The organism is Haloarcula hispanica ATCC 33960 (assembly GCF_000223905.1).
Taxonomy (GTDB): domain Archaea; phylum Halobacteriota; class Halobacteria; order Halobacteriales; family Haloarculaceae; genus Haloarcula; species Haloarcula hispanica.
Window position 1 is genome coordinate 2,402,161 of sequence record NC_015948.1, and the last position, 13,928, is coordinate 2,416,088.

The window sequence follows — 13,928 nt, forward strand, 5'->3', positions numbered from 1 at the left end:
TTGGAGGTATATTTGGCAAAACACTTCGATATAACCGTTCGACAACTACAATCGGGATATATCTCCAGATAGTACGATGATAGCGCTCGAATATCACAGTATATAGAGTTTTATCAGCAGCTCTGCCTGTATTCAGGTCCACCGCTTGTTCGGATCGAATCACATGCCCAAAGTAATACTGGTATAATATGTTGTAGTCGGAGAAACGGATGTACAGTTGTTAGAAATTGTTCCAGATGCATGACGGGGACCGTCGTCACCCGACTGTCAGTCCCGGGTAAACGACGCGGTGCCGTCGGTGAACGTGAGCGACTCGCGGCCGGTAACCTCGGCGGCGGTCGGCAGGTCCTCGACGAGCGGCTCGGAGACGTGCAGTTCGGACAGGTCCTGCGTGGTCTGTATCCAGACGATCCGGACGGTGTCGGGGTCGTAGCCACCGAGCGCGGACAGCGCCGTCCGGATGGCGAACTCATCGTCCGGCGCAACGAGGGGGAGCTTCGCCTTCGCCGTTGACCCGCTGGTGAGCGCGTTCGCGTACGTCTTCTGCAGGTCCAGCTGGTCAACCGCAGCCTGGCGGGTGATATCGGCCAAGCCGATGCCGTTGCCGTTGCCCTTCGTCGCCTCGGTGAGCCCGCGAGCGTACAGCAGTTTGATCGCCGGCTCGTCGGGGTCCGGCGCGTTGAGGACGCGGTAGCGGCCGATGACGTTCGTGTCCATCCCCGCGCCGGAGACGTCCTTACCGAGTTCGTCGACGACGAGCAGGTCGATGTCGTCGACCGGAAGCGTCGCCATCTCGTCGTAGGCCTGCTCCAGCAACGCTGGCTCGCGGTCGGTGAACGAGCCCGCGGGAATCGCTTCGACGTGGGCCGTCTCCTCGTGGAAGTTCTCGACCAGCGCCACGCCGCCGACAAGCGGCAGTGCCGACTCGACAACCGGGAGTGCGGTTTCCAGCGCCTCCACGTACCCCTCCTTGATGGCTGTCGAGTGGAACGCTTTCGCGCCGTGTTGCTTCCCCAGCCCGACGACGGTCATTTTCGTCAGGCCGCTCTCGATGCGGCCGCTGTAGTTGGTGTGGGGCTTCACCCGGTTCACGACGACCACGGCATCCGCTTCCTGTGCCGCCGTCGAGACGTGGACCGGAAACTCGGTGTCACCGACAGTAACGGTGTCGACCTGTGCAGTGTCCATCCGGGCGTCGATGGGGGCATCCAGGCGTGATTCGGTGATACCAAGACTTTCCAGCACTTCGCGCTGGCCCTCGGGCGTTGCCCCGCCGTGGCTCCCCATCGCCGGGACGACGACTGGTTCGAAGCCCCGATCACGGATATCCGAAACGACAGTCTCGACGATGTCGTCGATACGGTGGATGCCACGGCTGCCGACGGCAACGGCAACAGTCGCACCCGCTTCCAGCCCGTCAAAGTCGAGGCGGTCGAGTTCGGTCCGCGCCGCGGCCGACGGGTCGTCGACGGCGGCCGTCTCCGGCTCGTACCGGACGCGAGCGAAGCCCGGCAGCGGCTGTGGGTCGATAAGGTGGTCCACGTCGCCTCGGTCGGGGAAGTTCATATCGGAGGATCAGTGCCGAGCCATACAAAGACCGGGGTCGCCCAGCTCTATGGTGACCGGGGATACGGACATCGACCCGAACGATCAGGAATGCCTACGACGGCAACCCCCAGACCGGCGCAGTCAGTCCTGTAACAGCAGTCGGACGGCGTCGGAAAGCTGGCCGACGCGGGCGGCGTGTTCGAAGGACTCGTCGCGGATACCGTTCGTGACGAGCGCGAACCCGACGTTCAGTTCGGGGTCGGCCCAGCCGAACGAACTCCCGAGGCCGGCGTGGCCGAACATGCGCTCTTTGCTGGCGGCCCCGAACATATCGGCGGCCAGCCCGCCGGTCCAGACGCCAAGGCCGTAGCGGGCCGGGCGCGATAGCGTGCCGTCGGACTCGGTTTCGGCGTGAGTCGTGGTCGCCTCGTCGACAGTCGCTTCGGTCAGCAGTTGCGTCCCGTCCAGCGACCCGCCGTTGGCGAGACAGGCGTAGAACCGGGCCATGTCCCGGGCCGTACCGATGCCGTTAGCCGCGGGGATCACTGCCCGGCGCATCGCTTCCTGATTAAATGCCCCGGCGGACGCGGCGGGGTCATCGAGCCCCTCGTCGACATCGTGACACCGCTCGAACGCCTCGTAGCCGGCCAGGGTCGCCACGTCGTCGGGCTCGTCATCCCGCAGACCGATACCGGTGTGGTCCATCCCCAGCGGCTCGAACACGTTCTCCGCGACGTATGCTTCGACCGGCTGGCCGCTACAGCGGCGGATGAGTTCACCGACCAGCCAGCCGTAGTTGATAGCGTGATACGCCGGCGTCGTTCCGGGCTCGAACACGGGGTCGATGTCTTCCATCGCCGCGACGACGGCGTCCCAGTCGCCCCAGCTTTCGTACTGTTCGTCGAACGCACCGAAGGGGAGGCCGGCGGTGTGGCTGAGTACCTGCCGGACTGTAATCGATGCTTTCTGCGTGCCGTCGTCGGCAAACTCCGGCCAGTGCTCGACGACCCGGTCGTCGTAGTCGAGTTCGCCCTGCTCGACGAGCTGGTGCAGGCCGACACCGACGAACGGCTTCGTACAGGAGAACAGCACGTGGCGCGTCTCGGGCGTCGTTTCGTCACCGTCGGGACCCGTGGAACCGCCGGCGAAGTCGACGACGAGGTCCCCGTCGACGTACACCGCCAGCTGTGCGCCGTGGTGCAGTCCGACCTCGAGTTGTCGGTCGAACTGAGCCCGGAGCTGTTCGATGGCGTCTGCGCTGAGTTGTGGCATACCTTGTCTTGGCTCCGGCGAGATAATAGAAGTTAGGTTCTGTTCGGTCGCGGAATCGAGCAGCGGACGGCTATTGATTGCGTTCGAGCTGTCAGACCATCATGGTCGATTATGCGAAACGTTGATGTCACTAAGCGGTCACAACTCCGTATGCTCGAAAACAAGAACGGAACGTCCGAGGTATCAACGACCCGGACGTCGTTCGAGATTCTGGCGCTGATTCGGGACGCGGGAGGCGCGACAATTGCGGAGATTCGGGCGGAGACGGACCTGGCCAAGAGCACGGTGTATCGGCACCTCAAGACGCTGCACGACATGGACTATCTCGTCGAGGAGGACGGGGAGTACCGGCTCTCGCTGCGGTTTCTGCAACTCAGCGAACCGCCGCGGATACGGCGGCCGGGCTATATCGTCGCCAAACAGAAAGTCATCGAACTGGCGATAGAGACCGACGAGCGGGCGCTGTTTCTGGTCGAAGAGGGCTTCGAGGGCGTGTATCTCCATCGAGCCGGCGGCCGGAATCCCCTGCAGAGCGACACGATGATCGGCAAACGCCGGCCGCTGCACGCGCTCGCCTCGGGAAAAGCCATCCTCGCGGAGTGGCCCGACGAACGCATCGAGGAGTTCGTCGAAACCACTGCCCTCGAAGAGTTGACGGCGAACACGATTACCGACCGGGACGCGCTGTTCGAGGAACTCGAACAGGTCCGCGAGCGGGGTTATGCGACCAACATGTCAGAACATATGGACGGCCTGCGGGCGGCTGGCGTGCCGGTGTACAACCACGAGGACGACCTCATCGGCGCGTTGAGCGTCTTCGGGCCGAATGGCCGGGTGAGCCAGGACGACATCGAATCGACGTACCCCGATCTGCTGGAACGGAAAGCCAGCGAGTTGAAGATCGACCTCACGTACGATTGAGAAGTACTGTTTCGAGTCAGCGGGGCCGTTCCGTATACCGGAAGAGATTCGACGGCCGCCCTACTCGAACGCCGGAATGCCGGTCAGATCGTGTCCGAGGATGAGCGAGTGGATGTCGTGCGTCCCCTCGTAGGTGTAGACGGTTTCGAGGTTCGTCAGGTGCCGCATCGGGGAGTAATCAGCAGTGATGCCGTTGCCGCCGAGCATCTCGCGGGCCACCCGTGACTGCTCGCGGGCCATCCGCGCGTTGTTGCGCTTGGCCATCGACACCTGTTCCGGGCGGAGGTCGCCGCGTTCCTTCAGGTCAGAGAGCCGGTGAGCGAGCAACTGGCCCAGCGATATCTGGGTCGCCATCTCCGCGAGCTTCTCCTGCTGGAGCTGGTAGCCGGCGATGGGCTTCCCGAACTGCTCGCGGTCAGTGGCGTACTCGTGGGCGGTCTCGAAACAGTCCATCGCGGCCCCGACCGTCCCCCAAGCGATGCCGTAGCGGGCCTGCGTGAGACAGGACAGCGGCCCCTTCATGCCCTCGACGCCCGGCAAAACGTTCTCCTCGGGGACGCGGGCGTTCTGGAGGCTGATCTCGCCCGTAATTGACGCGCGCAGCGAGAGCTTCTCGTCGATCTTGTTCGTCGTCACGCCGTCGCGGTCAGTCTCGACGAGGAAGCCCCGCACGGGGTCGCCGTCGGCGGACGTGACTTTTGCCCAGACCACTGCGAGGTCGCTGATGGGCGCGTTCGTAATCCATGTCTTCGAGCCGTTCAGGACGTAGCCGTCGGCGTCGCGCTCGGCCGTCGTCTCCATCGCCGACGGGTTCGACCCGTGTTCGGGCTCGGTCAGACCGAAACAGCCCACCCGCTCGCCGCTGCCGAGCGCCGGCAACCACTCCTCCTTCTGGGCATCGCTGCCGTAGGCGTGAATCGGGTACATGACGAGCGCACCCTGAACGCTGGCCATCGAGCGCAGGCCGCTGTCGCCGGCCTCCAGTTCCTGTAACAAGAGGCCGTAGGCTGTCTCGCTGAGTCCAGGCAACCCGTACCCGTCGAGGTTCGGTGCGTAGAACCCGAGTTCACCCATCTCGGTGATGAGGTCCGTCGGGAACGTCCCGTCGATCCAGTGCTGGCCGACGTCCGGTTTGACTTCGTTCTCGACGAAGTCCCGGGCCGTGTCACGGACCATCCGCTCTTCCTCGCCGAGGTCGCCTTCGAGACCGAGGTAATCGATCATATAGGATCTGTGGCCGGGGTTCAATTAAGCGTTTGCCTGCTGCCAAAGTGCTAAAAGTCCGTAGCGCTGTCGACAGCATGGAATGTCACAACCAGATAGCCAGACGGCGTGGAGCCAACTGTACATCGACGGCGAGTGGCGCGACGCCGGAGCGTCTGATACGATTCCGGTGACTAACCCCGCGACGGGCGAGGAAATCGCGGCGGTGCCCGCCGGGACAGAGGGGGACGTCAACGACGCCTATCAGGCCGCCGAAGCGGCCCAGTCCGACTGGGCGGCGCTGTCGCGCGAGGAACGCAACGAGTACGTTCAGGCGATGATCGGGATAATGCAGGAACGACTCGACGAGATCGTCGAACTGCTCGCGACGGAGTCGGGCAGTGTTCAGGCCAAAGCGACTGCCGAGGCCAACTTCGCCATGGCGGACTTCCAGAGCGCACTGGAAATGGTCCCGCCGGAGGAAGAGGTCCGCGATTCGATGTATCACGAAGATAAGGACCATCACATCGTCCGCGAGCCCGCTGGCGTCGTCGGGATTATTTCGCCGTGGAACTTCCCGCTACACCTCACGACGCGGGCGCTCGGTCCCGCGCTCGCACTGGGGAACACCGTCGTCATCAAGCCCGCGACGGACACGCCGATTACCGGCGGGCTCCTGCTGGCCGACATTGCCGAGGAAGCCGGTCTCCCGGACGGCGTCGTCAACGTCGTCACGGGCCACGGCTCCGACATCGGCGACCGGATGGCCGGCCATCCGACCGCCCGCGTGATGTCGTTCACCGGGTCGACGGCGGTCGGCAGGTCTGTGGCCAGTCAGGCCGGGGACGCGCTCGCCCTCCCGGCGCTTGAACTCGGTGGCAACGGACCGTTCGTCGTCACCGAGGACGCCGACATCGAGGCAGCCGCCAAGGCCGGCTCCGTCGGTGCCTTCGGCCATCAGGGACAGGTGTGTATCTCGATTAACCGCCACCTCGTCCACGAGGATGTCTACGATGAGTACGTCGAGAAGCTCGTCGAACACGCGGAGTCACTGACTATCGGGAACCCGCTGGACGAGGACGTGGAGTTCGGCCCGATCATCAACGAGAGTCAGGTCGACCAGCTTACCTCGTTCATCGAACAGACTGTCGATGCCGGCGCGACGCTGGAAACGGGCGGCGAGGTCGAGGACCTGTTCCTCGAACCGACCGTCCTCTCGGGGTGTACCAACGATATGTCCGCGGCCTGTAACGAGCACTTCGGCCCCGTCGCTCCGGTCATCCCGTTCGAGTCCGACGAGGAAGCTGTCGAACTCGCCAACGACACCGAGTACGGCCTCGCCGCGGGCGTCTACAGCGGTGATGTCGAACACGGTCGTTCCATCGCCGACCAGATCGACGCCGGGATGGTCCACGTCAACGACCACCCGATTCAGGACGAACCCAACGCCCCGTTCGGCGGGATGAAAAACTCCGGCCTCGGCCGGTACAACGGCGAGTGGATCATGGACGAACTGACCGAGACCAAGTGGATCTCCGTCCAGCACGAAGAGCGCGACTACCAGCTGCTGTAACGTCCGAGCGAAGCGGCTGGTCGCTGGTCAAATCGATTGCGAAGGCCTATCGCCACGCAGAGGCTGAACTGTCGGACAGCGCGTCGTCCATGTGCTGGCCGCTGTAGCAGGTAGACGGAACTGGGATGCGGAGTCCGCACAGCACCTCTGAATCGCCGGTTCGACCGGCTATATCGTCATCACGTCGACGGGGCGTTCTCGGCGACAGTTTCGATGACCGACTCGTCGACGTACTCGTCACGGAGCGTCTGCTTGGAGAACTTGCCGGTCGCGCCCTTGGGAATCCCGTCGACCAGACGGATGGCGTCGGGGACCCACCACGACGGGTACGACTCGGCGACGAGGTCTTTGATCTCCTGGCGCAGCGCGGCTTCGTCGGACACAGCGTCGCGTGTGACGACGAACGCGGCGGGGCGCTCGTCCCACCGCTCGTGGGGGACCGGGACAACTGCGGCTTCGACGACCTCGTCGTGACCCATGACGGCGTTTTCGACCTCGACGCTTGCTATCCACTCGCCGCCGCTCTTGACGAGGTCGTCCATCCGGTCGACCACGTCGACGTACCCCTCCGGACTCACCCGGACGATGTCACCGGTCTTGAACCAGCCGTCGTCGGTGACAGCCTGTTCGGTCGCGTCGGGGGCGTTGTAGTACTCCTGTGTAACCCACGGGCCGCGCATCCAGAGTTCGCCCAGCGACTCGCCGTCCCAGGGCACTTCCTCGCCGTCGGTGTTGACGACTTTGAACTCCAGGCCGGCAATCGGAAGCCCCGCGGAGTGGCTCCGCAGGTCGAACAGCTCCTCCTCCGGAAGGTCCGCCAGCCCGGGCTTTGGCTCGTAGGCGTGGGTGACCGGCGACGTTTCGGTCATACCGTAGCCGGAGATGAGGTCCACGTCGAACTCCTGCTTGTAATCCTCCATCAGTGACCGCGGCGTCGCGGACCCGCCGCTGGTAAAGTACCGAACCGACGAGAAGTCCACGTCGCTCTCGCGGGCGTACTCCAGCAGGTCCATGAAGACGGTCGGGACCGCTGCCGAGACGGTCACGTCCTCTTCCTCGATGAGCCTCGCCAGGTCCTCAGCCGACGGGTTTGGCCCGGGGAGGACCGTCTTGGCTCCGGCGGCGATAGTCGTGAACGGGCGACACCAGCCGCTGACGTGGAACATCGGGACGTACGTCAGTTCCACGTCGTCGGTCTTGATACCGGCCTCGCTGGTCATCAGCGACATGACCTGCGTCCAGTACATCTTCTGGGTGTACTCGACGCCTTTGGGCTTGCCTGTTGTCCCGGACGTGTAGCACATCCCCGCGGGCTGGTCCTCGGGCAGTTGCGGGAAGGAGTAGTCGGGGTCGCCGTCGGCGATGAACGATTCGTAGTCGACGACTGGCCCCAGCGACGTCTCCGGTACCTGCTCTCCCATCACGATGTACTGCTCGACGGAGGCGAACGCCTCCTCGTCGTACGCCGCTTCGAGCTTCTCCAGCATGACGGGGTCGACGATGAGGATCTCGTCCTCGGCGTCGGCCACGATGTGCTGGATGTGCTCGTCGGGGAGGAGGAGGTTAATCATGTGTACCTGCGCACCCATGCAGGCGACGCCGTAGTAGGCCTCCTGATGCCAGTGGTTGTTCCAGGCGAAGGTCCCGACTCTGTCGCCGCGTTCGATGCCCGCCTGTTCGAGCGCTGAGGCCAGTTTCCGCACGCGCTCGGCGTACTCCGCTATTGTGTATCGGTGAATCCCCTGGTGTGTCCGCGAGACGATCTCGCTGTCGGGGAACACGTTTTCGCCACGCCACAGGAATGACCGGAGGTTGAGTGGTGCACCACCTGGCATACTCCGTGTCAACACACACCGATATGTTAAAACTAGCCCTGCTCGCTGTGGTAACACTTGACGTGCCACCCACAGTTCGTGGCCAGCGCTGTCTGAAACTGTGAACCAGCGGTAAATTTATACCGGAACCATGTGAAGCGACCCCATGCAGCGACAACGGAGTGATATCCAGTGAGCGAGTCCGTACTGCTCTCCATCACCGACGGCATCGCCACGCTGACGCTGAACGAACCGGAAACGCGGAACGCACTCACACAGCCCGTATACGACGCCTTGGAGCGCCACCTCGACACTATCGAGACAGCGTCCGATGTTCGATGTGTCGTCATCGAGGGCACTGGCGAGTCGTTCTCGGCCGGCGGCGACATCGAGGGGATGAGCGAGCGGCTCACGAACGACGACCCGACTGACGACGCCGTCAGCGAACTGGCCCGGCGGACCCGCGACACCATCGCCAGAGTCGTCGCGCTGCCGGTCCCGACCGTCGCGAAGGTCGACGGGTCAGCCGTCGGGGCCGGCGCGAACCTCGCTATCGCCTGTGACATCCAGCTGGCGAGCGAGTCGGCCAGCATCGGCTTCGTCTTCCGGCAGGTCGGCCTCAGCGTCGACGCCGGCACCTCGTACCTGCTCCCCCGCATTGTCGGGATCAACGTCGCAAAGGAACTCGTGTTCACCGGCGAGATTCTGGGCGCCGAGCGAGCCGCGGAGCTGGGCCTGTTCAACCACGTCTACGACGCCGAGGCGTTCGAATCAGAAGTCGCGGCGACCGTCAGCCGCATCGCCGATGGGCCGACCGTCGCCCTCCGGCACTCGAAGCGACTGCTTCAGGACGGGCTGGAGAAGTCCTTCGACCGCGCCCAGCGCGATGAGGCGACGGCTCAGGGCATCGTCTTCGAGACCGCCGACCACGAGGAGGGTGTCGAGGCGTTCCTGACCGACCGCCGGCCGGAGTTCGTCGGACGATGACACGACCCGCAGTTTTTCATGAGATGGACGCGAAACGACGACCATGACTGAACGCAGCACCGACTACTACCAGCGGCTGGTCGACGAAAGTGCGCTCGAAGAGTTCCTCGCGAGGGAGATAGGCCCGGCCGAGACGTTCGACGTTGCGCGCCACGAACAGGGCCACTCCAACGAGACGCTGTTTGTCACCTGGGGCGACCGGGAACTGGTTGTCAGGCGACCCCCGCCGGGCCAGACCGCCGAGACGGCCCACGACGTATTACGGGAGTATCGCGTCATCGACGCGCTACAGGACACAGCCGTGCCGGTCCCGCCGACGGTGACGGCCTGTGACGACCAGACGATCATCGGCAGCGATTTCTACGTGATGGCCCGCGTCGAGGGGACCGTCATCCGAGACGAAGAACCGGAGCGCTTCACGAACGACGATGCCCGAGAGGCCGTCGGCACCGAACTGGTGGACACCCTCGCGGCCATCCACGAAGTAGACCCCGAATCCGTCGGCCTGTCCGACCTCGGCCGTGCAAGAGGGTATGCGAAGCGCCAGGTCACGCGCTGGGGGAAACAACTGGCGTGGGCGTTCGAGCGGACGGCCGAATCCCGAACCATCCCTGAACTGGAGCGGGTTGGCTCGTGGTTACAGGACGAGTGCCCCGACGACCATCCGGAGACACTGGTTCACGGCGATTACAAACTCGACAACGTGATGTTCGGCCCCGGTGCTGACCCCGAACTCGCCGCTGTCTTCGACTGGGAGATGGCGACACTGGGCGACCCACGGGCCGACCTCGGCTGGCTGCTCTCGTACTGGCGCGACGCCAAGGACCCGAAGCCGGAGATTCCCGACCTCGCGATGGAGTTCATCGAAGCGCCGGGGTATCTGACCCGGCAAGACCTGGTCGACCGCTGGGAAGCCCAGACCGGCCTGACGTTCGAACACGAGCGGTTCTACCGCACGCTCGCCGTGTACAAGCTCGCCGCTCTCGGCGAGATGTTCTACCGCCGCTATCTGGAAGGTAACGCCGACGACCCGTTCTATCCCCTGATGGAGAACCGCGTCCCGGCGCTGGCCGACCGCGCGATTCGGATTATCGAGGGCGACGAACCGCTCTGAAAACGAAGATAGACGATTGAGATTATCTGCCGAGCAAGTAGACGGTTTTTCTGAAGTGGATTGAAACAGCCAGAAAGCCCCGACTGGCTGATGACACCGTGACCAACACCACCAGCCACGATTGCTGCTAGGGGGATGATTGATATGTGTTGCAGTAGACACTACGCGTATGCGAGCAGAGCAGACAGAGATAGCGACAGTTGCAGTGCTCGGTGCGGGAACAATGGGTCACGGTATCGCCGAGGTCACGGCTATCGCCGGCTACGACGTCGTGTTGCGTGACATCGATGCAGACATCGTCGAAGACGGCTACGACGAAATCGAGTGGTCGCTCGAAAAGCTCGCCGAGAAGGGGCGACTCGACGAGGACCCCGACGACGTGGCGGCGCGGGTCGCGACGACGACCGATCTGGAGGCGGCGGTCAGCGACGCGGACCTGGTCATTGAGGCCGGGCCGGAACAGCTCTCGGTGAAGCAGGACATCTTCGAGTCCGTCGACGCCGCCGCGCCGGAGGACGCCCTGCTGGCGACCAACAGCTCCTCGCTCTCGATTACGAAAATCGCCGCGGCGACGGAGCGGCCGGAATCGGTGCTGGGTCTGCACTTCTTCAATCCGCCGGTGAAGATGGACCTCGTCGAGGTCATCTACGGCGAGGCGACGACCGACGAGACGGCTGAGGCCGGCTACGAATTCGTCGAGTCCATCGGCAAGACGCCGATTTACGTCCGCAAGGACGTGCGCGGGTTCGTCGTCAACTCCGTCCTCGGGCCGTTCATGAGCGAGCCGGCCTGGATGGTCTCGGCGGGCGAGGCGACCATCCGTCAGGCCGACGCCGCGATGGTCCACGAACGGGGCTACCCGATGGGGCCGTTCGAACTCGGCGACCTGACCGGCATCGACATCGGTTACCACGTCCGGAAGGAGGCCGGGACGCCGATTCCGCCACTCATGGAAGAGAAGGTCGAGAACGAGACCCTCGGCCGCAAGACCGGCGAAGGGTACTACGAATACGACGACGGCGACGGGCCGGACTACGGTCCAGAGGACGCCGACGGCTTTGACCATCTCCGCGTCGAGTCGGTGATGGCAAACGAGGCCGCGAAGCTCGTCGGCGACGACGTGGCGACGCCGGAAGCCATCGACACGGGGATGCAACTCGGCGCGGGCTTCCCCGAAGGGACCTGCCGACGGGCCGACGACATCGGTCTCGACACCGTCCTCGACAAGCTCCGGACGCTCCACGACGAACACGGCGACGACCGCTACGAGCCGGCCGACTACCTCGTCGAACTCGTCGAGGCCGGCCATACCGGCACGGAAGCGGGCCGGGGCTTCCACGAGAACGACACCGGCGACGGCCCGGGCGACTACCACACCATCAACTGGGCTCTCGACGACAACGGCCTGCTGGAAGTGGAACTCGACCGGCCATCGCGGATGAACGCCATCAGCGAAACGCTCGCCGACGAGGTCGTCGACCTGCTCTCGTCGGTCGATGATGACGAAGTCCGAGCCGTCGTGTTCGAAGGGGCCGGCGACCGCGCCTTCTCCGCCGGGGCCGACATCTCCGGCTTCGCGGACCGTGACCCCGCACAGACTTCGGAACCGACGGAAGTGTTCACGACCGTCGCCGAGTACCCGCGGCCGACGTTGGCGCGCCTCGACGGCTACTGTCTCGGGGCGGGCCTGGAGCTTGCCCTCGCCTGTGACCTCCGGCTGGCGACGACCGACTCGGAGTTCGGCTTCCCCGAAATCACGCTCGGCCTGCTGCCCGGGGGCGGCGGGACCCAGCGCGCGATTCGGATGTTGACCGACGCCCGAGCGAAGGAACTCGTCTTCCGCGGCGAGCACATCTCCGCCGAGCGGGCGGCCGACTGGGGACTCATCAACCGGGCTGTCGACGCCGACGAATTCGACAGCGTAGTCGGGGCGTTCGTCGAGGACCTCGTCTCCGGGCCGCCGATTGCCCTCCGGAAGGCCAAGCGCGTGATGAACGAGGGGGCCGACGAGAGCCTCGACGCCGGCCTCGAAATGGAGAGCCAGGCCTTCGCGCTCCTGCTGACGACCGACGATGTGAAAGAAGGGACGGCGGCCTTCGCGGCCGACCGCGAACCGGAGTTCGAGGGGCAATAGCGACCCGTTCCGCTGGCGGCCCGCGTTCTACTCCCGGTAGCGACGGACTGGCTCCAGTTCCTCGCTGTCCACGTCCTCGAACGCCTCGCGGGCGATGGTACGCAGGTGAACCTCGTCGGCCCCGTCGACGATGCGGAACGTCCTGACCAGTTCGTAGAAATCCGCCAGCGGGAGGTCCCGGCCGATGCCGTTGCCGCCACAGAACTGGACCGCGGTGTCGATGGCGTCCTGTGTCGCCCGGGCGGCGAACACCTTGCTCATCGACACCTCGACGCGGGCCTCCTGCCCGGCGGAGATGGCGTCCGCGGCGGCCCGGACCAGCGCCCGCGCGGCCTGAATCTGTGTCTCCTGTTCGGCGATTTCAAAGCGGACGTGCTGTTTGTCGGCCACGGAGTCGCCGAAGGCCTGCCGTTCGGTGGTGTAGGCCTTGGCGATGGACAGCGCCCGCTCGGCCATCCCCGAGAAGCGCATACAGTGGGTGAGTCGCGCCGGGCCGAGGCGTTGCTGGACGTGCTGGAAGCCGTTGCCTTCCTCGCCCAGCAGGTGCTCCTCGGGGACGCGAACGCCGTTGAACTCGATTTCGGCGTGGCCCTTCGGGTCGCCCTGGCTGCCCATGTGCGGGACGTTCCGAACGATGTCCACGCCGTCGGCGTCGGCCGGGACGATGAACACTGAACACCCTTCATACGGGTGCACGTCCTCGTCCGTCCGGGCAAAGACGAGCAGGATGTCGGCGTCGACGCCACCGGTCGTCCACCACTTGTGGCCGTCGATGACCCACTCGTCGCCATCCTTCTGCGCCGTGGTGCGTATCATCTTCGGGTCAGAGCCCGCGCCCTGCATCGGCTCCGTCATCGCGAAGCCGGACTGTATCTCGCCCTCGACGAGCGGGTCGAGGTACTCCGATTTCTGGAGGTCCGTCCCTTGCATCTCCAGCAGGTGCATGTTCCCCTCGTCGGGCGCGTCCACCCGCATCGCAATCGGGCCGAGGAGGCTTCGACCCGCTTCCTCGAACGTCGGCAACACGTCCCGGAAGTCATAGCCCATACCACCGTGTTCCTCGGGGATTTGGGGGGCGTACACGTCGTACTCTCGCGCGGCCGCGCGGAGGTCCCGAACCGTCGCGTCCGAGATCGCGGTCCCGCCTGCGAGTTCGCGCTCCCGCGGAATGACGACCTCGTCCATCAACGCTCTGGCGCGCTCGGCGAGTTCAGTCGCGGCCTCGGAATCGGTGAACGATATCATGGCACACTTTCGTTCTCGTACGTCGACAGCATAAGTGTTGGAGCACAGCGAACGCGTGGTCGGCCGTTTATTTGCCGGAATCGTGTTCCGGTACGTCATCACGGCGTCCCCACCACG

Annotated in this window: 10 protein-coding genes; 5 read left to right on the top strand and 5 right to left on the bottom strand. The window is 64.6% G+C overall.

The window, feature by feature from the left end:
- Positions 1-267: 267 nt before the first annotated feature.
- Entirely contained in the window at positions 268-1,566 is a 1,299-nt protein-coding gene (locus HAH_RS12035; protein WP_014041166.1) for a DUF362 domain-containing protein, read from the bottom strand.
- A 123-nt stretch (positions 1,567-1,689) separates the two neighbouring features.
- On the bottom strand, positions 1,690-2,820 hold the full coding sequence (locus tag HAH_RS12040) for an EstA family serine hydrolase (protein ID WP_014041167.1): 1,131 nt from the start codon (positions 2,818-2,820) through the stop codon (positions 1,690-1,692).
- Positions 2,821-2,970: 150 nt separating this feature from the next.
- On the opposite strand from HAH_RS12040, the gene HAH_RS12045 reads away from it, so the two are divergent.
- On the top strand, positions 2,971-3,741 hold the full coding sequence (locus HAH_RS12045) for an IclR family transcriptional regulator (protein ID WP_014041168.1): 771 nt from the start codon (positions 2,971-2,973) through the stop codon (positions 3,739-3,741).
- Positions 3,742-3,801: 60 nt separating this feature from the next.
- On the opposite strand, the gene HAH_RS12050 is transcribed toward HAH_RS12045, so the two are convergent.
- Entirely contained in the window at positions 3,802-4,965 is a 1,164-nt protein-coding gene (locus HAH_RS12050) for an acyl-CoA dehydrogenase family protein (RefSeq protein WP_014041169.1), read from the bottom strand.
- Between the two features lie 82 nt (positions 4,966-5,047).
- Between HAH_RS12050 and HAH_RS12055 the strand changes: the two genes are divergently transcribed.
- Positions 5,048-6,517, top strand: a complete 1,470-nt coding sequence (locus HAH_RS12055) for an aldehyde dehydrogenase family protein (RefSeq protein ID WP_014041170.1) — start codon at positions 5,048-5,050, stop codon at positions 6,515-6,517.
- Between the two features lie 179 nt (positions 6,518-6,696).
- Here the strand turns inward: HAH_RS12055 and HAH_RS12060 are convergent, their stop codons facing one another.
- The gene (locus HAH_RS12060; RefSeq protein WP_014041171.1) at positions 6,697-8,352 is read right to left on the bottom strand and encodes a long-chain-fatty-acid--CoA ligase; all 1,656 of its coding nucleotides are present in this window, start codon (positions 8,350-8,352) and stop codon (positions 6,697-6,699) included.
- A 171-nt stretch (positions 8,353-8,523) separates the two neighbouring features.
- Here HAH_RS12060 and HAH_RS12065 point away from each other — a divergent pair, with 171 nt between their 5' ends.
- The 3 genes from HAH_RS12065 (at position 8,524) to HAH_RS12075 (ending at position 12,566) form a co-directional block, all read left to right on the top strand.
- A complete protein-coding gene (locus tag HAH_RS12065; protein WP_014041172.1) occupies positions 8,524-9,318 on the top strand; it encodes an enoyl-CoA hydratase/isomerase family protein in 795 nt (264 codons plus the stop codon).
- A 43-nt stretch (positions 9,319-9,361) separates the two neighbouring features.
- A complete protein-coding gene (locus HAH_RS12070; RefSeq protein WP_014041173.1) occupies positions 9,362-10,432 on the top strand; it encodes a phosphotransferase family protein in 1,071 nt (356 codons plus the stop codon).
- 169 nt (positions 10,433-10,601) lie between these two features.
- Entirely contained in the window at positions 10,602-12,566 is a 1,965-nt protein-coding gene (locus tag HAH_RS12075; RefSeq protein WP_014041174.1) for a 3-hydroxyacyl-CoA dehydrogenase/enoyl-CoA hydratase family protein, read from the top strand.
- Positions 12,567-12,593: 27 nt separating this feature from the next.
- Here HAH_RS12075 and HAH_RS12080 read toward each other — a convergent pair whose 3' ends face one another.
- Positions 12,594-13,811, bottom strand: coding sequence for an acyl-CoA dehydrogenase family protein (locus HAH_RS12080; RefSeq protein WP_014041175.1), 1,218 nt, complete (start codon positions 13,809-13,811; stop codon positions 12,594-12,596).
- Positions 13,812-13,928 lie beyond the last annotated feature (117 nt).

Coding starts and splice junctions, on each gene's coding strand:
- HAH_RS12035 (WP_014041166.1), bottom strand. CDS start 1,566: ATGAACTTCCCCGACCGAGGCGACGTGGACCACCTTATCGACCCACAG.
- HAH_RS12040 (WP_014041167.1), bottom strand. CDS start 2,820: ATGCCACAACTCAGCGCAGACGCCATCGAACAGCTCCGGGCTCAGTTC.
- HAH_RS12070 (WP_014041173.1), top strand. CDS start 9,362: ATGACTGAACGCAGCACCGACTACTACCAGCGGCTGGTCGACGAAAGT.
- HAH_RS12060 (WP_014041171.1), bottom strand. CDS start 8,352: ATGCCAGGTGGTGCACCACTCAACCTCCGGTCATTCCTGTGGCGTGGC.
- HAH_RS12075 (WP_014041174.1), top strand. CDS start 10,602: ATGCGAGCAGAGCAGACAGAGATAGCGACAGTTGCAGTGCTCGGTGCG.
- HAH_RS12080 (WP_014041175.1), bottom strand. CDS start 13,811: ATGATATCGTTCACCGATTCCGAGGCCGCGACTGAACTCGCCGAGCGC.
- HAH_RS12050 (WP_014041169.1), bottom strand. CDS start 4,965: ATGATCGATTACCTCGGTCTCGAAGGCGACCTCGGCGAGGAAGAGCGG.
- HAH_RS12055 (WP_014041170.1), top strand. CDS start 5,048: ATGTCACAACCAGATAGCCAGACGGCGTGGAGCCAACTGTACATCGAC.
- HAH_RS12045 (WP_014041168.1), top strand. CDS start 2,971: ATGCTCGAAAACAAGAACGGAACGTCCGAGGTATCAACGACCCGGACG.